Source organism: Vibrio sp. 2132-1 (genome assembly GCF_033344315.1).
This window is the reverse complement of sequence record NZ_JAWPON010000013.1, coordinates 1-18,401: the sequence shown is the minus strand read 5'-3', so window position 1 is coordinate 18,401 and position 18,401 is coordinate 1. Positions and strand designations below refer to the sequence as shown.

Here is an 18,401-nt window from a genome sequence, read left to right as displayed (position 1 = left end):
GTTGTAGGGGGAGTTATGAAAACGCAATTTCAATTTATTAATGACTGCTTAATCGAAAACCAATCTTTGTGGCGATTCGAGCCTTTTAAAAGCAGCATTCACACATCATTACCTTGGCAGGAGCAACATCCTCGACTGTGCCAATGGCTAGCGTCTCTTACTCCCTCTCAAATCGAAGAATACAAAGCAGCACCAGAACTCGCGTTAAAAGCACTTAGTCCGTTTTTGCCTGAGCTTGAACAACTCGCAGAACTGACTCATTTAGAGCTTTTGTCGTTAAACGGCTTGGAACTCGCTCGTGGTTTAGATAACGGTATTCCGGGACGTAAGTTGGAGCAAATTAGCTCGATGGGTGAAGCTGCAATTCAACAACACTGTGGCGAAGAATGGCTAGAATGGTGCTCAGGTAAAGGTTACTTGGGGCGAATCCTGACAACGCAAACCGATCAGCCTGTAACCAGCTTTGAATACCAACAAGCACTGTGCGATTCGGGGCAACAAGCAGCCAATGAACATCATTGGAAGATGACGTTTATTCAAGGCGACGCGTTTGATAGCAAAGCGAAAGCCGTGTTTAAGCCAACGCAACACGCAGTAGCACTGCATGCATGCGGTGACCTTCACGTTCGTCTAATGCAGTACGGCAGTGAAAATGGGATTGCTGCGATGACCATATCACCTTGTTGTTACCACTTGATTCAGTCGGAACAATACCAGCCGATGTCGGAATCGGGCAGGGCTTCTTCTCTCTCATTGTCTAAGCAAGAACTGCGTATCCCATTACAACAAACGGTGACAGGAGGAGAGCGCGTGCGTCGTCATCGTCAGCAGGAAATGATGTTTCGTCTTGGGTTTGATTTGATCACGCGACAAGCTTTGGGAATGGCAGAGTATCAGCCTGTGCCGAGTATCCGTAAGTCGCAATTAAGTGATGGTTTTGAATCTTTATGTCGCTGGGCAGCGGAGCAAAAAGGCATTGTTCTTCCTCAAGAAATCGATTTCTCTCATTTTGAAAAGTTAAGCGAACAACGCTTCTGGCAAATGGAGAGAATGAGCTTAGTGCAACTTGTTTTTCAACGTCCGTTGGAGATCTGGCTCGCATTAGACAAAGTGCTTTATCTTGAAGAACGTGGTTACCGTGTTAGATTGTCAGAGTTTTGCCCTAAATCGGTCACACCTAGAAATATTTTAATTTGTGCATATAAGATTTAGTTATTCTTTATAGCCAAACGCTCTATATGAAAAAGCCCACTTATGAGTGGGCTTTTGTAAACAAAACGTGACAAGTTATGTTTTATTTTGTCATTAATTAAACATAGCGATAGCTTGAGTTGGTTCAACGTATTCCAAGTCAAAGCTTTCTGCTACTTCTTTACATGTTACTTTTCCGTGAATAACGTTTAGACCTTCAAGGAAGCCTTTGTCTTCTAGAAGTGCTTCGCGGTAGCCTTTATTTGCTAACTTCACGATGTATGGAAGTGTAGCGTTGTTGAGTGCAAATGTTGAAGTGCGAGCAACTGCGCCAGGCATATTTGCTACACAGTAGTGAACCACTTCATCAACGATGTAAGTTGGATCTGCGTGAGTTGTCGCGTGCGAAGTTTCGAAACAACCGCCTTGGTCAATTGCCACGTCAACCACTGCCGCACCAGGCTTCATCTTAGCAATGTGCTCTTTAGTGACCAGTTTAGGTGCTGCTGCGCCAGGAATTAGAACGGCACCGATAACAAGGTCCGCTTCTAGAACATGCTTCTCGATAGCGTCTTCAGTAGAATAAACCACTTTTGCGCGACCTTGGAATTCTTCGTCAAGCTTACGAAGTGTGTCTACGTTACGGTCTAGAATAGTGACGTCAGCGCGAAGGCCAACCGCCATACGAGCAGCGTTTGCACCAACAACGCCACCACCAACGATAACGACTTTTGCAGGTTCAACACCAGGTACGCCGCCTAGGAGCAGACCACGACCGCCGTGCGATTTTTCCAACGTTTGCGCACCAGCTTGGATAGACATCCGACCTGCCACTTCTGACATTGGTGCTAACAGTGGCAAACGACCCATATTATCTGTTACAGTCTCATAGGCTATACAGACAGCTTTGCTCTTGATTAGCTCATCAGTTTGTGGAAAATCTGGTGCTAGGTGTAAATAAGTAAATAAAATTTGCCCTTCGCGGAGCATTGCTCTCTCTACTGCTTGGGGTTCTTTTACTTTTACAATCATGTCTGCTTGCGCAAATACGTCAGCAGCATGAGGGAGAATGGATGCGCCGACAGCGATGTAATCATCGTCTGAAAAACCAATGCCGGCACCTGCATTGGTCTCAACTAAAACTTGGTGACCATGTGAGATGAGTTCTCTCACGCTAGCTGGGATCATACCAACACGATATTCGTGATTCTTGATTTCCTTAGGTACGCCAATGATCATCCTGTATCCTCTTTCTATAATGGTTGTATTAACTGTTAGTAGGGTGTTATTGTCGAATTAATAACTAGTATAGTTATAGATTTGTAAAATTTGGCACCAAATATTAAAAAGTTGTAGTATATTTTTTTGCAAGGAAGTAATAAGGTGGAATAAAAAATGGCAGACAACTATAAAAAGCCGTCCAAGGAACTAGACCGTATCGACCGCAACATTCTTAATGAGCTGCAGAAAGACGGTCGTATTTCAAACGTTGAGCTTTCAAAACGTGTGGGACTTTCTCCAACGCCATGTTTGGAGCGTGTACGTCGCTTAGAGCGTCAGGGTTATATCACAGGGTATACTGCATTATTGAATCCGCAGTTCCTGGATGCATCACTATTAGTATTCGTTGAGATTACGCTAAACCGTGGTGCGCCGGATGTGTTTGAGCAGTTTAACTCAGCTGTTCAAAAGCTAGACGACATACAAGAGTGTCATCTTGTTTCAGGTGACTTTGACTATCTTCTTAAAACCCGTGTATCAGATATGGGTGCTTACCGCCGACTATTGGGCGATACGTTACTACGTCTACCTGGCGTAAATGACACTCGCACATACGTTGTTATGGAAGAAGTGAAACAATCTAACCAGCTTGTGATCAAAACTCGTTAATTTCTTGCAAAGAAAGCGGTATATGCTTCCGCTTTCGCCAGAGAGTAATTGGGTTTTTCTCCTTGATATGGTTAAATCAATTTACCGAGCGGCTTGATGCCGCTCGGAATGTTTTGCAATTTCCTATTTCATTTCCATATTCAAGTTGATTTATGTTCAAAGAGAACGCAAAGAAAGTCGAAACCATTATCAAAACCAGTGAAGAGCCCCAGTCTTCACGCTTAAATGGCTTCCAACGCTTAAAAGAGTGCTGCTTTATCGTTGGCGTTCTTAGCTCGGTATTGCTTGCGGTTGCACTATTTACCTTCAGTCCGGCCGATCCTTCTTGGTCCCAAACCGCATGGGGAGGGGATATCGATAATGCTGGTGGCCTTTTCGGCGCTTGGCTAGCCGATACTCTATTCTTCACATTTGGCTCTCTCGCTTACCCAATCCCTTTCTTGCTAGCGGCGGCTGCATGGGTGATTTGCCGTAAACGAGGAGAAGATGAGCCCATTGATTTCATGCTATGGGGTACAAGGCTGCTCGGTCTGGTCGTCCTTATTATGACCAGTTGCGGTCTTGCCGATATTAATTTTGATGACATTTGGTATTTTTCATCCGGAGGTGTGGTCGGGGATGTGTTGTCTAGCCTCGCTTTACCTACATTGAATGTACTCGGTACCACATTGGTACTGCTGTTCTTGTGGGGAGCGGGCTTTACGCTCTTCACTGGCATCTCATGGCTTAACATCGTGGAATGGCTTGGTGATCGTGCGTTAGCACTAATTGCCGCGCTTGCAAATAAGGCAAGAGGTTCAGAGCAGGAAGTTTTAGAACCTCAGCTTGATGAGTTTGTAGAAGATAAAGTCTCTACGCCTAAACATAATGTAGACTATGAAATTGATGATGAGCCGCTTCCTCATTTAACGGCGTACGATGTCGATGAACCGAAAGAGTCGGCGCCAGCGCATGAGTACCCTATTTATATGCCGCAAGCTAAACCTGATAAGCCTGCGGAACAGGCGATGGTAGAACCGACGCCACCACAACGCAAGGCTACGGTTAATGCTGCGCCAGTTTATTCTGAACCTGAGCCTCAAATACAACCTATCCATACGGTTAACACTGATAACGTTGATCCGCTCTTGGAACGCACCAAGCAACTGAATGTTACGATAGAAGAGCTTGAAGCAGCGGCGCAACAAGCAGATGACTGGGGAACTGAAGAACAGGCAGCCCCATCATTTGCAGACACTTATTCTTCCTATGTCGAGCCACATACAGCTACAGAAGAACCGATCAGTGTTGAACCAGATTATGCGGAGTACGAACAATTTGAAGCAGAGCAAGTACAGCAGCCAAGTATAGAGCATCCTGTACATGAAGAGCCTGCAATTGATTCTGCTGTATTAGGTAGCATCACGGCTCAAACAGAGTCGAGCCAACATATTGAGCCTACGATCTCTGACTTTGATGTGTTAGATGATGAAGACGAAGTGGAGTCTCAGCCTGCACAGCAAGTACAGCCAACAACGCCTCATCAGCAAGCAGCAACACCTTCAACAACATTTGAACCTGCACCTCAAAAAGTGGAAGTAGAAGAGATCCAAGACAACGACCAAGACGTTACAGCATTCCAAGATATGGTTTCCAATGCGCAAGCCAAAGTCGCTGCAACACAGAACCCATTTTTGGTACAGAAAGAAGAAAATTTGCCAGTTCCGGAAGAGCCACTCCCAACGCTCGAGTTGCTTTATCATCCAGAAAAACGTGAAAACTTTATCGACCGTGATGCGCTAGAGCAGGTCGCTCGATTGGTAGAGAGCAAACTCGCTGACTACAAAATCAAAGCCGATGTGGTTGGTATTTATCCTGGACCAGTGATCACTCGTTTTGAGCTTGATTTGGCGCCGGGGGTGAAAGTAAGTCGTATTTCTGGTCTTTCAACTGACTTAGCGCGTGCATTGTCTGCGATGGCGGTACGTGTTGTGGAAGTAATCCCTGGCAAGCCTTACATCGGTTTGGAACTGCCAAATATGAGTCGTCAGACGGTCTATTTATCTGATGTCATCAGTAGCCCTCAGTTTGAGCAAGCAACGTCACCAACAACGGTTGTGTTAGGTCAAGACATTGCGGGCGAAGCTGTGGTGGCAGATCTTGCGAAGATGCCTCACGTGTTAGTAGCAGGTACAACAGGTTCTGGTAAGTCGGTGGGTGTGAACGTGATGATTTTGAGCATGCTGTATAAAGCAGGTCCAGAAGATGTACGCTTCATCATGATTGACCCGAAAATGCTAGAGCTTTCTATTTATGAAGGTATCCCTCATCTTCTTTCTGAAGTTGTGACTGATATGAAAGACGCATCAAACGCTCTACGTTGGTGTGTGGGCGAGATGGAACGTCGTTACAAATTGATGTCGGCATTAGGTGTACGTAATGTGAAGGGCTTCAACGAAAAATTGAAGATGGCAGCAGAAGCGGGCCACCCAATCCATGACCCGTTCTGGCAGGAAGGCGACAGCATGGATACTGAACCGCCATTGCTAGAAAAGCTGCCTTACATCGTTGTTGTTGTTGACGAATTTGCTGACCTGATGATGGTGGTAGGTAAGAAAGTTGAAGAACTGATTGCTCGCTTGGCGCAAAAAGCGCGTGCGGCAGGTATTCACTTAATTCTTGCGACTCAGCGTCCATCGGTTGACGTTATTACCGGTCTAATTAAAGCGAACATCCCAACTCGTGTTGCGTTTACGGTATCGACTAAAACGGACTCTCGTACAATCCTAGATCAAGGCGGCGCAGAATCACTACTTGGTATGGGTGATATGTTGTATCTACCGCCGGGATCAAGTCATACAACTCGTGTTCACGGTGCATTTGCATCAGATGATGATGTTCATGCTGTTGTAAACAACTGGAAAGCGCGTGGTAAACCGAACTACATTGAAGAGATCATCAGTGGAGATCAAACTCCAGAAAGTCTATTGCCAGGTGAGCAAATGGAAGCGGATGAAGATGTAGACCCGCTCTTCGATCAAGTTGTTGAGCACGTGGTTCAATCACGTCGAGGTTCGGTTTCCGGTGTTCAGCGCCGATTTAAGATAGGTTACAACCGTGCCGCCCGTATTATAGAGCAGCTTGAAGCGCAGGGCATCGTAAGTGCTCCGGGTCATAACGGTAACCGTGAAGTACTGGCACCTGCGCCACCAAAAGATTAATGAACTTGTGTTACTCACCTCAGTCCAACTGAGGTGAGTGGTTCTAATAATAGGTATCTGAATGAAAAAACTATGTTCAGCGAAACTTTTCTCCGCGCTTGTTTTAAGCTTTTCCCTCTTCTCTACTGCACACGCAGCATCTCCTAAAGATGAATTAAACAAACGTCTTTCTATGAATGATGGCTTTAGTGCAGATTTCTCTCAGCAGGTTATCAGCCCTGAAGGCGAAACGGTTATGGAAGGAGAAGGTACGGTTGAAATTGCCCGCCCAAGCCTGTTCCGTTGGAGTACAACATTCCCTGATGAGAACCTATTGGTCTCTGACGGTAAGACATTGTGGTACTACAGCCCATTCATCGAGCAAGTGAGCATCTACTGGCAAGAGCAAGCAACAGAGCAAACGCCATTTGTTTTGCTAACGCGTAACCGAGCAAGTGATTGGAATAACTACAAAATATCTCAAAAAGGTGACCAGTTCACTCTCATTCCTACTGCAGTAGACTCCACACAAGGTCAATTCCAGATTAATATTGATGCCAAAGGTGTGGTGAAAGGCTTCAATGTGGTTGAGCAAGACGGCCAAAAAGGTTTGTTCACCTTTAACAACGTGAAGCTGGGTAAACCAAAAGCAGACAGATTCACATTCACAATTCCAAAAGGTGTGGAAGTGGATGACCAAAGGAATTAATTGGTAGTGAGTAATTACACATTAGATTTCTCGGGGGACGAAGATTTTCGTCCCCTTGCTGCTCGTATGAGACCGGAAACGATCGAGCAATATATTGGACAGCAGCACATTTTAGGCCCTGGTAAGCCACTGCGCCGTGCGCTAGAGGCGGGTCACATTCACTCTATGATCCTTTGGGGACCACCAGGTACAGGCAAAACGACATTAGCGGAAGTGGCTGCAAACTACGCCAATGCTGAAGTAGAGCGTGTGTCTGCCGTAACGTCTGGTGTGAAAGAAATCCGTGCTGCAATCGAGAAAGCACGTGAGAACAAAATGGCGGGTCGCCGCACCATCTTATTTGTGGATGAGGTGCATCGCTTCAACAAATCTCAACAAGACGCGTTTTTACCGCATATCGAAGATGGCACGGTTACCTTTATTGGTGCGACGACAGAAAACCCATCGTTTGAGTTAAACAACGCATTGCTGTCACGTGCACGTGTCTACAAGCTAACGTCTCTCGATAAAGATGAAATCTCACTGGCGCTGAATCAAGCGATCAGTGACAAAGAGCGTGGCTTGGGCAATACACCCGCACATTTCGCTGATAACGTATTAGACCGCCTAGCAGAACTGGTCAACGGTGATGCTCGCATGTCTCTCAATTATCTTGAGCTGCTCTACGACATGGCAGAAGACAATGCGCAAGGTGAAAAAGAGATCACGCTTAAGTTGCTGGCTGAAGTGGCAGGGGAGAAAGTCTCTCGCTTCGATAACAAAGGTGATATCTGGTATGACTTAATCTCTGCGGTCCACAAATCCATTCGTGGCTCTAACCCAGATGCGGCGCTTTACTGGGCTGCACGTATGATTGCTGCGGGTTGTGATCCTCTTTATATTGCCCGTCGATTACTTGCGATAGCATCGGAAGATGTCGGCAATGCGGACCCTAGAGCCATGCAAGTGGCACTCTCCGCGTGGGACTGTTTTACACGCGTTGGTCCAGCAGAAGGTGAACGTGCGATTGCTCAAGCTATTGTTTATCTCGCGTGCGCTCCAAAGAGTAATGCCGTTTACGTTGCTTGGAAACAAGCGCTAGCGGACGCTCATAACTTACCTGAATATGAAGTGCCGCATCACCTTCGAAATGCGCCAACCAGTTTGATGAAAGACATGGGTTATGGGGCTGAGTATCGTTATGCTCACGATGAGCCTGGTGCTTACGCAGCAGGTGAGCAATATTTGCCGCCTGAAATGGGCGATCGTAGGTACTATCAGCCGACAAATCGTGGTCTGGAGACCAAAATCGGCGAAAAGTTAGATTACTTGGCTACTTTAGACGCAAATAGCCCACAAAAGCGCTATGAAAAGTAGGCGTTTTTGGATACATTTGTTCAGTAAATTTTTTTAACGCGTACGCTTGGAAAGTGCGCGTGATTTCACAACAAAAAGCATAGGATTAACAATGCTGGATTCTAAATTACTTCGTACAGAGCTGGATGAAACAGCTGCTAAACTGGCGCGTCGTGGCTTTAAGCTAGACGTAGATACTATTCGTAAACTTGAAGAACAACGTAAGTCCATTCAAGTAGAAGTAGAAAATTTACAATCCACGCGTAACTCCATCTCCAAGCAAATCGGCCAAAAAATGGCGGCTGGCGACAAAGAAGGCGCAGAAGAGATCAAGAAACAAATCGGTACGCTAGGTAGCGATCTTGATGCGAAGAAAGTTGAACTTGAGCAAGTAATGGCTCAACTAGACGAGTTCACGCTTTCTGTACCAAACATCCCAGCAGACGAAGTACCAGATGGCAAAGATGAAAACGACAACGTTGAAATCTCTCGTTGGGGTGAGCCAAAGTCTTACGACTTCGAACTGAAAGATCACGTTGACCTAGGCGAAATGGGCGACGGTCTAGACTTCGCAAGTGCAGTTAAGATCACTGGCGCACGTTTCATCGTGATGAAAGGCCAATTTGCTCGTCTACACCGTGCAATCGCTCAGTTCATGCTGGATCTTCACACTGAAGAGCACGGCTACACAGAAATGTACGTACCTTACCTAGTAAACTCTGACAGCCTATTCGGTACTGGTCAGCTTCCTAAGTTTGGTAAAGATCTTTTCCACACTGAGCCGCTAGTAGAAAAAGTAAACGACGAAGAGCCACGTAAACTGTCTCTAATCCCTACTGCAGAAGTGCCTGTAACGAACCTAGTTCGTGACACGATTTCTGACGAAGCGGATCTACCAATAAAGATGACAGCTCACACGCCATGTTTCCGTTCAGAAGCGGGTTCTTACGGTCGTGACACTCGTGGTCTGATTCGTATGCACCAGTTCGACAAAGTTGAGCTAGTACAAATCACTAAGCCAGAAGATTCAATGAACGCACTAGAAGAGCTAACAGGTCACGCTGAGAAAGTTCTACAACTTCTTGAGCTTCCTTACCGTAAAGTGGTTCTATGTACAGGTGACATGGGCTTCGGCGCTCGTAAGACTTACGACCTAGAAGTTTGGGTTCCTGCTCAAGAAACTTACCGTGAAATCTCTTCATGTTCTAACATGTGGGACTTCCAAGCTCGTCGTATGCAAGCGCGTTTCCGTCGTAAAGGCGAGAAGAAACCTGAGCTTGTACACACGCTAAACGGTTCTGGTCTAGCTGTAGGTCGTACAATGGTTGCTATCCTAGAAAACAACCAAGAAGCAGACGGCCGCATTGCAATCCCTACAGTACTTCAGAAGTACATGGCGGGCGCAACGCACATCGGTTAATTCATTAACCACTAGAACACCAAAACCCAGCCTTAGTGCTGGGTTTTTTGTTATCTGCGTCGAGTGAAAATACGTTGTAATGTAATTAGCACACGCATTAGTGACGAGCTCGCCCAGAATCTGGCAGTAGGAGATAAATAATATTTTTCTAAGCGGTTTTTCACGTGACAAGCTAACGTCCTCATTTGTCTTTGTTGTTAAACGTTATGCCATTAAATCATCTTTTATTACGTGTTATTTTTGCGCTTACCTTGCTCGTTTTCGGTAGGGTTGTCGCAAGCGAACTTATCCCACCTCAATACTTAGATACTGAGCGAACAGACCGCTTTTTCGCGCGCGAAGTAGCGAAACCTTCCAAAGAAAATATGCAACTTCGTAACTCGCTCTATTGGGGCTATGAACTTGAATTGAGACGTGCGCCTGACAAAGAAAAATTGGTATCGAATTGCCAAGACTTAGCTAATGCAAGTTCAGAGGGTTTTACTGCGGCTAAAGCTTATGAATACGGTGCGTTTAAAGCGTATTTAACTCAGTGTCAAACATGGAGTGAGATGGCAAAGTTAGCCGCCTCCAAGCGCTCATTTATATCGAAATTTAAGTTAGACGATAACTTTCCTAATTTAGCCCCAAGTGCGCTTGCTTTTGTTATTTCTGACGAAAGTGCGGAGAAAGCAAAGGCACTATCAACGTGGGATGAAGCAGACCATATCCAGAGAACTCATGTCTCCAGTGAAGTGAGAGCAGAGTACTTCGACGCGACCGATGGTTTTCAAGTCATTACGATTGTAGCAAAAGGTGATTACAACGCTGACGGCATCGAGGATATCGTTATTGAGAAAGAGAATAGTGTACTCAGTGGCTCGTATTCATCTTCACACGGATATGTATTAACCCGTATGTCTGAGCAAGCGCTATTTATAGTGTTGGCAGAATGGTAATGAAACGATTGGCGGTCACTTGGGGTTTAAGTGTTGCTATGATGAGCACGTTTGCGGTTGCTAGCACCTTACCCAGAAAAGTCTTTGAATGTTCGGTAAACCAAACTATGAACTTTAGTATTTCGATAGAACACGTCAAAGGCGAGCTTACCTTTAATAAGTCCACTGTGAATCAAAGCCCAGTTTTACTGCGGATCAAACCTCAAGATTATCGTTTCAAACATTACCATCGAGCGTTGGTAGATGAGAAGTCACTGGAATTTAGTATTGGTGAGCGCGTCATATTAGTCAGTGAGTACTTTAACGAGGAGTTTGGTGAGGTAGAGAAGATACTCAGTGTTACTTTGAGAGAGCCTGAGCAAACGCAGTATTTTGAATGCGAGGAAGGGAGTATGAGTAACCTTGCATTGCTTTTCCATGAGAGCGCCGAATAATCGATTACAGAGTAATTATTACTAAAACGTAATAGTGTTTTCGAATTTACCCTAATTATCTTGTTATTTGTAATCGATATAATCATCCACCTTACCACGGTAAGTAGATTTTCTCATTCAAGTAACGAGGAGGGCTTATGGCCGTAGGGTGGGCAAACGACGATAGCGTCAGCCAACAAATTCAAAACACAATAGACGACGAGATTTTCCGTGTTCGTGGCAGTATCACAAAGGGTGAGAGCGCCCATTATTGCGATGAGTGTGGTGATGAGATTCCGGAAGCGCGTCGTCTTGCAATGAAAGGCGTTCGTCTGTGTATCGAATGTCAGTCAACAATCGAATTGGTATCTCAACGCCAAGCATTGTTCAATAGACGAGCGAGTAAAGACAGTCAACTCCGATAACTTTACTGCTCTAATAAATAACGAGACGGTTTGAGTCTCATACTCAAACCGTTTTCATGTTGAATTGAACTATGAAGCGAAGCAGTCTTTACGTTGCAACGCTGCATCAATCGCGTTAACTAGTTTCTCAATATCTTCCGGCTTGCTTATGAAGGGCGGCATCATATAAATCAGTTTACCAAATGGACGAATCCAAACTCCGTGTTCAACAAACAAGGCTTGGATGGCTTCCATATTCACAGGGCGATGCGTCTCCACTACGCCAATAGCACCCAACCAACGGGTGTTTTTCACCAAGTCGTATTCTTCAAGTTTTGGTAGTAACTCAGAAAACAACGCTTCGATTTGTTGGGTTTGCTGTTGCCAGTTACCTTGCTCAATCAATTCCAAACTTGCAGTGGCAACAGCACAGGCAAGTGGGTTACCCATAAACGTTGGGCCATGCATAAAACAACCTGCATCACCGCCACAAACGGTGTCTGCTACGTGTTTGCTCGCGAGGGTCGCAGAGAGGGTCATGTAGCCTCCAGTGAGTGCTTTCCCAACACACAGAATGTCTGGTTGAATATCTGCATGTTCGCAGGCAAACAATTTGCCGGTACGTCCAAAACCGGTAGCGATCTCATCTGCAATCAATAACAAGCCGTATTTGTCGCAAAGCTTACGCACGCCTTTGAGAAATTCTGGATGGTAGATACGCATGCCGCCTGCGCCTTGAACGATAGGCTCTAGGATCACCGCAGCAAGTTCTTTATGGTGAGTCTCAATCTTGTGCTCGAAGTCGGTAAGGTCTTCTGGCTTCCATTCATCCCAATAACCACAGGTTGGTGACTCCGCAAAGATATGCTCAGGCAAAAAGCCTTTGTAGAGAGAGTGCATTGAGTTATCAGGATCGGTAACCGACATGGCTGCAAAGGTGTCACCGTGATAACCGTGGCGCAAAGTCAGAAACTTCGGTCGGCGTTCGCCCTTCGCATGCCAATATTGCAGAGCCATTTTTAAGCTAACTTCTACGGCAACGGAACCTGAATCGGCAAGGAATACATGCTCAAGGTTATTTGGTGCGAGGGACAGCAACTTCTTACACAAACTAATTGCAGGCTGGTGGGTAATCCCGCCAAACATGACATGTGACACTTGATCGATTTGCTGGTGCGCCGCTTGATTTAGGTGGGGATGGTTATAGCCGTGGATAGTCGACCACCAAGAAGACATGCCATCGACAAGCTCTGCCCCATCTTCCAATTTAATGTGTACACCATTTGCTGAGGCCACTGGGTAGCAGGTCAGAGGTGTCAACGTTGAAGTGTAAGGATGCCAGATGTGATGGCGGTCGAAGGCGAGATCCATGTTCTATTCCAATAGCTGTTGAGATTAAAAAACAAACCAATGTAAACTTTATTGTTTCTTGTTGTGTTGACAGTTTATCGAGACTAAGTAGACTGTCAACACAACAAAAAAGTGATTAAAGGAATACACGTGGAAGTTCGTCATAACTGGACGCATGCTGAAGTGCGCGATCTCATGGAAAAGCCATTCATGGATCTCCTATTTGAAGCGCAGCTTGTTCATCGTCAATACCAACAAACCAACCATGTTCAAGTAAGCACGCTTCTGTCGATTAAGACGGGTGCTTGTCCAGAAGATTGTAAGTACTGTCCTCAGAGCGCTCGTTACACCACAGACATCGAAAAAGAGCGTCTGATGGAAGTCGAACGTGTACTCGACGCTGCTCAAAAAGCGAAAAATGCAGGTTCGACGCGATTCTGCATGGGCGCAGCGTGGAAGAACCCGAAAGAGCGCGACATGCCGCATTTGACCGATATGATCAAAGGCGTAAAAGACATGGGTTTGGAAACGTGTATGACGTTAGGTATGTTAACGCCAGAGCAGGCGAAGCAGCTGGCAAACGCGGGTCTGGATTACTATAACCACAACCTAGATACGTCGCCTGAGTTCTACGGCAACATCATTACCACTCGTACTTACCAAGACCGTTTGGATACGCTGTCTCACGTTCGTGATGCTGGTATGAAGATTTGTTCTGGCGGTATCATCGGCATGGGTGAAAGTGCCAACGATCGTGCAGGTTTGCTGGTTGAATTGGCGAATCTTCCTACACACCCTGAGAGCGTACCAATCAATATGCTGGTAAAAGTGAAGGGCACACCGCTGGAGACTGTGGACGATGTTGAGCCATTTGACTTTATCCGTCTGATTGCGATCGCACGAATCATGATGCCTCAATCGGCTGTGCGTTTGTCTGCTGGTCGCGAAAACATGAACGAACAGATGCAAGCGCTGTGTTTTATGGCAGGTGCAAACTCAGTATTCTACGGCTGCAAACTTCTAACGACCCCAAACCCTTCTGAAGACAAAGACATGATGCTGTTTAAGAAGCTGGGTATTAACAGCCAAGAAGTGTCTCAAAAACCTGATGAAATCGAAGAAAACGAATTGCTGGATCGCGTGGTAGAGCGCGTTGCTGCACGTCCAACTAAAGACGATCTTTTCTACGATGCCAGCGTTTAAATCTCGAATCGAATCTGCTCTTTCTGCTCGTAAAGCGCAAGGGTTGAATCGTTCAATGAATGTGGTATTTGCCGGAAACCAATCGATTTTAGAACATGATGGCAGACGCTACATCAACTTCTCAAGCAACGATTATTTAGGCTTAGCCAATGATCAAGCGCTTGTACGTGCTTGGCAGCAAGGTCTGAGCGTTTATGGCAGTGGCAGTGGGGCATCACCCATGGTGACTGGCTTCAGTGCTGCGCACTGCAACTTAGAAGCGGCGTTAACTGAATGGCTGGGCTTCGAGAGGGCGGTATTATTTGGTTCTGGTTTCAGTGCTAATCAAGCGTTGCTTTTTACCCTGCTAGAAAAATCAGACGTATTGATTCAAGACCGATTAAACCACGCATCTTTGATGGAAGCAGGGGCACTGTCAACGGCGAAAATGAAGCGTTTTAAGCACAACGACATTAAGCATTTAGAAACGCTGTTTACTAATGAAGGCAATCATCTGGTCGTGACTGAAGGTGTCTTCAGCATGGACGGCGATTGCGCGCCGTTGAAAGACATTGCGGAAGTAGCTCGCTTACGTAAAGCATGGTTAGCAGTGGATGACGCTCACGGTATTGGCGTGCTCGGCGAATCGGGTGGAGGCTCTTGTGAACTTGCTAATGTCAAACCAGAGATTTTAGTCGTGACCTTCGGTAAAGCGTTTGGCATGTCCGGTGCGGCGATTTTGTGTGACCAAGCAACGGGTGACTTTTTGACCCAGTTTGCTCGTCACCATGTGTATTCAACAGCAATGCCACCTGCGCAGGCCTACGCGTTGACACATGCGGTTTCTATGATTCAAGAGCAGTCTTGGCGACGCGAAAAGCTGGCGGAGCTAAATGAGGTTTATCAAACGAATCTAAGCGATCTGGATGGCTTTGTTGAAACAGATACCCCGATCAAGCCATTTGTGATTGGCGAATCAGAACTTGCTTTGCAGGTTGCGAACGCTTGTCGACAAAATGGCATATGGGTCACCGCGATTCGTCCACCAACCGTTCCGAAAGGTACCTCACGCCTTCGTATCACGCTCACTGCGAACCATAGTACAGAACAAGTTAAAACGCTTTCAATCGCATTGAAACAAGCATTAGGAGCGCTGTAATGGATAATGCAACTACCGCATTAGCGCAAACGCTCGCGTTAGAGAGTTTCCATCAAGATAAAGACGCGATTGCCTCTTCGTTTGGTAAAGCAGCAGAAACATACGATAAACATGCGGCTTTTCAACGTGATGTCGGGCATCAGCTGCTTGATAAACTTCCTGAAAACTTGACGGGAAAACGTGTATTGGATTTAGGTTGTGGCACGGGTTATTTCTCCCAACTACTTCAACAACGTGGTGCGGAAGTAGTCTGCGGCGATATCTCTCAAGCCATGTTAGATAAAGCAGAGCAGCGTTGTGGTGCAGTACGAATGCATTACCAAGTTGCTGATGCTGAAAACTTACCATTTGACGATGATAGCTTCGATTACGTGTTTTCAAGTTTAGCGCTGCAATGGTGTACAGATTTAAGTTACCCACTAAAAGAAGTGCGCCGCGTGCTAAAAAATGGTGGGAAAGCGTGGTTCTCTACACTGGTTGATGGATCACTGTATGAGCTGCGTGCATCATGGGAAAAAATTGATGCATATCAACACGTCAATAACTTTCTAACGCTCAATCAGGTAAAAATTGCGTTAGCGCAATCTCGATGTGACAGCCATCAACTAGACTTGACCACCATCACAGTTTGGTATGACTCTGCATTTTCAGTTATGCGTGACCTCAAAGGTATAGGTGCAAATCACGTCAGCGGGCGCTCACACGGTTTAACTAGTCGCGAGACTTTGTTAAAAGTTGAGCATGCGTACCAAGCGTTTAAAAACGATCAAGGTCTTCTACCTGCAAGTTATCAGGTTTGTTTTGGAGTAATACATCTATGATTGATGCTTTTTTTATTGCTGGTACGGATACTGATGTTGGAAAGACGGTAGCGTCTAAAGCCATTTTGCAAGCGATCGCTGCAAAAGGACTAAACACTATTGGTTATAAGCCAGTGGCAGCAGGGAGTGACAAGACTGAAGCCGGATGGCGTAACTCTGATGCTTTACACTTACAAGACGCCGCAACACTCGATGTGGCCTATGATGATGTGAACCCATACGCTTTAGAGTTGCCTGCTTCTCCCCACATTGCAGCGAAGCATGAACATGTCGAAATAAGTTACGATGTTCTGAGTCAAAAACTGGCTCAACATAAGCAGCAAGCCGATGTTGTTCTCGTTGAAGGTGCTGGAGGCTGGCGTGTGCCAGTATCCGATACGGACTGTTTATCTACATGGGTAAAAGAAGAGCAGTTACCTGTTGTACTGGTGGTTGGCATTAAATTAGGCTGTTTGAGCCACGCTTTACTCACAGCGGAGAGTATTAAAGCGGATGGTTTGAATCTTGTTGGCTGGGTGGCAAACCGCGTCAACCCTGGCACAGAGCACTACGCTGACATTATCGAGATGCTAGAAGCACGTATCGATGCACCTAAGCTTGGGGAAATTCCATATATTCCAAGTGCTAAACGCAAAGAGCTAGGCAAGTACATTAATGTAGAGCCGTTGCTAAACACTGACTAATGGTGTTTAGGATAAAAGACTAAAAACCCAAAGGGCTGCGCAATGCAGCCCTTTCTTGTTGGTGTAACCTAAAAAGTCAGATTACTTATCTTGGCTGAGCCCCATCAATGCTTGTTGTGTTTCTGCAACACGCTGAGACATATGATGATCGGTTGAAATACCAAGTTGTTGCTTTGCCTCGTCCTCTGAGATGCCTAGGTGACAACGTAGTAAATCAATAGCCATTTGATAGTCGTTAGTTTCTACCATGGTTTTTCCCTCAATACATGGAGTTTTTGAACTCACCCAATGCACTTTTTGCAATGTACTTAGAGTGGCTCTGTTTTGTTCATCTCATTCGAATTTAGCATGTCCATGTGGCCGCACAATAAGACCAAAGTCTATAGCAGAGCTAACGTACTGTTTTTGGTCTATTAAAAAATTTCTAGCTAAGTTGCTAAGAGGTGATAGATTTAACACCAAGATCATCTATCAATAGATGATGAGTAGCTCAGAGCTTATTTCATCATTTTGATAAATGTATATGAACGGAGGTTCCAGCTCCTACCAAAGCATGTTTTGAAATCGCTTGAATCAAATATTTCAGTCCCGAAAACAAATGTTGCAATTTATTGCTTAACCTTGTTTTTATCGCGGATAGACTATATCTATAACGCACGGAACATGAAAATCAACGGAATTGGCTTTTATAGCGATTACCATTTGTTCCTTATAACAATCCGTTTTAAAAAAACGATAAGCTTCCTCGGAGAAAAGTAATGAAGCGAATTATGTTATTCCTAGCAACTAACCTAGCTGTCGTGCTAGTGCTTAGTGTTGTTCTGAATATTGTTTACGCTGTAACTGGAATGCAACCAGGCAGTCTGTCAGGTTTACTTGTAATGGCTGCTGTATTTGGTTTTGGTGGCGCATTTATTTCGTTGATGATGTCAAAGGGTATGGCGCTACGCTCGGTTGGTGGTATGGTCATTGAAAGCCCGCGCAACGAAACGGAGCATTGGTTAGTCGAAACTGTGGGTCGTCAAGCTCAACAAGTGGGTATTGGTATGCCAACGGTGGCTATTTATGATTCACCAGATATCAATGCATTTGCGACTGGTGCAAAACGAGATGACTCTCTTGTCGCAGTTTCTACTGGTCTTTTACACAATATGACTCGTGATGAGGCAGAGGCAGTACTTGCACACGAAGTGAGCCATATTGCAAATGGTGATATGGTCACGATGACGTTGATGCAAGGTGTCGTGAACACGTTTGTTATCTTCCTATCACGCTTTATTGCCAATATCGTGGCGTCGAACGATGATGAAGAAGGCCAAGGTACAAATATGATGGTTTACTTTGGCGTATCCATGGTGCTTGAACTGGTATTTGGTTTCCTAGCTAGCTTCTTGACTATGTGGTACAGCCGTCATCGCGAATTCCACGCGGACGCAGGTGCAGCGCGCCTCGTTGGCAAAGAAAAAATGATTGCGGCTCTAGAGCGTTTGAAGGTGAGTCATGAATCTCAACTGGATGGCACCATGATGGCATTTGGTATCAACGGCAAGCAGTCGCTGACTGAGCTACTAATGAGCCACCCTCCGCTAGATAAACGTATTGCAGCGTTGCGAGGCCAGCAATACTAATTGTTCCTACTTAAATAATTGTTAATGACCCGTCCTGATATGGGTTGACACTTTTTAACTAAAACGCTCGATGTACTTCATCGGGCGTTTTGTATTTTA

The 18,401-nt window shown here is 45.5% G+C and carries 17 protein-coding genes; 14 read left to right on the top strand and 3 right to left on the bottom strand.

The window, feature by feature from the left end:
* Positions 1-15: 15 nt before the first annotated feature.
* Positions 16-1,212 (top strand): methyltransferase, encoded by a 1,197-nt coding sequence (locus tag R8N47_RS15440; protein WP_054702685.1) that lies wholly within the window; start codon positions 16-18, stop codon positions 1,210-1,212.
* A gap of 93 nt (positions 1,213-1,305) precedes the next feature.
* On the opposite strand, the gene ald is transcribed toward R8N47_RS15440, so the two are convergent.
* The gene (gene ald, locus R8N47_RS15435) at positions 1,306-2,430 is read right to left on the bottom strand and encodes an alanine dehydrogenase (RefSeq protein WP_005378241.1); all 1,125 of its coding nucleotides are present in this window, start codon (positions 2,428-2,430) and stop codon (positions 1,306-1,308) included.
* Positions 2,431-2,586: 156 nt separating this feature from the next.
* Here ald and lrp point away from each other — a divergent pair, with 156 nt between their 5' ends.
* From lrp to R8N47_RS15395, 8 genes are all read left to right on the top strand, one after another.
* Positions 2,587-3,081, top strand: coding sequence for a leucine-responsive transcriptional regulator Lrp (gene lrp / locus R8N47_RS15430; RefSeq protein WP_005378234.1), 495 nt, complete (start codon positions 2,587-2,589; stop codon positions 3,079-3,081).
* Between the two features lie 152 nt (positions 3,082-3,233).
* Positions 3,234-6,281 (top strand): DNA translocase FtsK 4TM domain-containing protein, encoded by a 3,048-nt coding sequence (locus R8N47_RS15425; protein WP_064353787.1) that lies wholly within the window; start codon positions 3,234-3,236, stop codon positions 6,279-6,281.
* 61 nt (positions 6,282-6,342) lie between these two features.
* Positions 6,343-6,969 (top strand): outer membrane lipoprotein chaperone LolA, encoded by a 627-nt coding sequence (lolA, locus tag R8N47_RS15420; protein ID WP_064353788.1) that lies wholly within the window; start codon positions 6,343-6,345, stop codon positions 6,967-6,969.
* On the top strand, positions 6,970-8,325 hold the full coding sequence (locus R8N47_RS15415) for a replication-associated recombination protein A (protein ID WP_017821702.1): 1,356 nt from the start codon (positions 6,970-6,972) through the stop codon (positions 8,323-8,325). It begins immediately after the preceding gene.
* Positions 8,326-8,416: 91 nt separating this feature from the next.
* The gene (gene serS, locus R8N47_RS15410) at positions 8,417-9,724 is read left to right on the top strand and encodes a serine--tRNA ligase (RefSeq protein ID WP_005437179.1); all 1,308 of its coding nucleotides are present in this window, start codon (positions 8,417-8,419) and stop codon (positions 9,722-9,724) included.
* Between the two features lie 206 nt (positions 9,725-9,930).
* A complete protein-coding gene (locus R8N47_RS15405) occupies positions 9,931-10,662 on the top strand; it encodes a hypothetical protein (protein WP_064353789.1) in 732 nt (243 codons plus the stop codon).
* Positions 10,656-11,096: a hypothetical protein gene (locus R8N47_RS15400; protein ID WP_064353790.1), complete on the top strand. Its 441-nt coding sequence runs from the start codon at positions 10,656-10,658 to the stop codon at positions 11,094-11,096. Before R8N47_RS15405 ends, R8N47_RS15400 begins: the two co-directional genes overlap by 7 nt.
* A 137-nt stretch (positions 11,097-11,233) precedes the next feature.
* Complete coding sequence (locus tag R8N47_RS15395; RefSeq protein WP_045413777.1) at positions 11,234-11,500, top strand: DksA/TraR family C4-type zinc finger protein; 267 nt, start codon at positions 11,234-11,236, stop codon at positions 11,498-11,500.
* 69 nt (positions 11,501-11,569) lie between these two features.
* Here the strand turns inward: R8N47_RS15395 and bioA are convergent, their stop codons facing one another.
* Positions 11,570-12,850, bottom strand: coding sequence for an adenosylmethionine--8-amino-7-oxononanoate transaminase (gene bioA, locus R8N47_RS15390; RefSeq protein ID WP_064353791.1), 1,281 nt, complete (start codon positions 12,848-12,850; stop codon positions 11,570-11,572).
* Between the two features lie 129 nt (positions 12,851-12,979).
* Between bioA and bioB the strand changes: the two genes are divergently transcribed.
* From bioB to bioD, 4 genes are read left to right on the top strand one after another with little or no spacing between them, the layout of a single operon-like run.
* Positions 12,980-14,032, top strand: a complete 1,053-nt coding sequence (bioB, locus tag R8N47_RS15385) for a biotin synthase BioB (protein WP_005495747.1) — start codon at positions 12,980-12,982, stop codon at positions 14,030-14,032.
* Positions 14,019-15,170: an 8-amino-7-oxononanoate synthase gene (gene bioF, locus R8N47_RS15380; protein WP_025631796.1), complete on the top strand. Its 1,152-nt coding sequence runs from the start codon at positions 14,019-14,021 to the stop codon at positions 15,168-15,170. The genes bioB and bioF overlap by 14 nt, the downstream gene beginning before the upstream one ends.
* On the top strand, positions 15,170-15,991 hold the full coding sequence (bioC, locus tag R8N47_RS15375) for a malonyl-ACP O-methyltransferase BioC (RefSeq protein ID WP_005388087.1): 822 nt from the start codon (positions 15,170-15,172) through the stop codon (positions 15,989-15,991). The genes bioF and bioC overlap by 1 nt, the downstream gene beginning before the upstream one ends.
* Entirely contained in the window at positions 15,988-16,674 is a 687-nt protein-coding gene (gene bioD, locus R8N47_RS15370) for a dethiobiotin synthase (RefSeq protein ID WP_005378217.1), read from the top strand. The genes bioC and bioD overlap by 4 nt, the downstream gene beginning before the upstream one ends.
* 81 nt (positions 16,675-16,755) lie before the next feature.
* On the opposite strand, the gene R8N47_RS15365 is transcribed toward bioD, so the two are convergent.
* Positions 16,756-16,923: a hypothetical protein gene (locus R8N47_RS15365; protein WP_005378215.1), complete on the bottom strand. Its 168-nt coding sequence runs from the start codon at positions 16,921-16,923 to the stop codon at positions 16,756-16,758.
* Between the two features lie 509 nt (positions 16,924-17,432).
* Between R8N47_RS15365 and htpX the strand changes: the two genes are divergently transcribed.
* Positions 17,433-18,302, top strand: a complete 870-nt coding sequence (htpX, locus tag R8N47_RS15360) for a protease HtpX (protein WP_005388085.1) — start codon at positions 17,433-17,435, stop codon at positions 18,300-18,302.
* Positions 18,303-18,401 lie beyond the last annotated feature (99 nt).

Coding starts and splice junctions, on each gene's coding strand:
- R8N47_RS15440 (WP_054702685.1), top strand. CDS start 16: ATGAAAACGCAATTTCAATTTATTAATGACTGCTTAATCGAAAACCAA.
- ald (WP_005378241.1), bottom strand. CDS start 2,430: ATGATCATTGGCGTACCTAAGGAAATCAAGAATCACGAATATCGTGTT.
- lrp (WP_005378234.1), top strand. CDS start 2,587: ATGGCAGACAACTATAAAAAGCCGTCCAAGGAACTAGACCGTATCGAC.
- R8N47_RS15425 (WP_064353787.1), top strand. CDS start 3,234: ATGTTCAAAGAGAACGCAAAGAAAGTCGAAACCATTATCAAAACCAGT.
- lolA (WP_064353788.1), top strand. CDS start 6,343: ATGAAAAAACTATGTTCAGCGAAACTTTTCTCCGCGCTTGTTTTAAGC.
- serS (WP_005437179.1), top strand. CDS start 8,417: ATGCTGGATTCTAAATTACTTCGTACAGAGCTGGATGAAACAGCTGCT.
- R8N47_RS15405 (WP_064353789.1), top strand. CDS start 9,931: ATGCCATTAAATCATCTTTTATTACGTGTTATTTTTGCGCTTACCTTG.
- R8N47_RS15400 (WP_064353790.1), top strand. CDS start 10,656: ATGGTAATGAAACGATTGGCGGTCACTTGGGGTTTAAGTGTTGCTATG.
- R8N47_RS15395 (WP_045413777.1), top strand. CDS start 11,234: ATGGCCGTAGGGTGGGCAAACGACGATAGCGTCAGCCAACAAATTCAA.
- bioA (WP_064353791.1), bottom strand. CDS start 12,850: ATGGATCTCGCCTTCGACCGCCATCACATCTGGCATCCTTACACTTCA.
- bioF (WP_025631796.1), top strand. CDS start 14,019: ATGCCAGCGTTTAAATCTCGAATCGAATCTGCTCTTTCTGCTCGTAAA.
- bioC (WP_005388087.1), top strand. CDS start 15,170: ATGGATAATGCAACTACCGCATTAGCGCAAACGCTCGCGTTAGAGAGT.
- bioD (WP_005378217.1), top strand. CDS start 15,988: ATGATTGATGCTTTTTTTATTGCTGGTACGGATACTGATGTTGGAAAG.
- R8N47_RS15365 (WP_005378215.1), bottom strand. CDS start 16,923: ATGGTAGAAACTAACGACTATCAAATGGCTATTGATTTACTACGTTGT.
- htpX (WP_005388085.1), top strand. CDS start 17,433: ATGAAGCGAATTATGTTATTCCTAGCAACTAACCTAGCTGTCGTGCTA.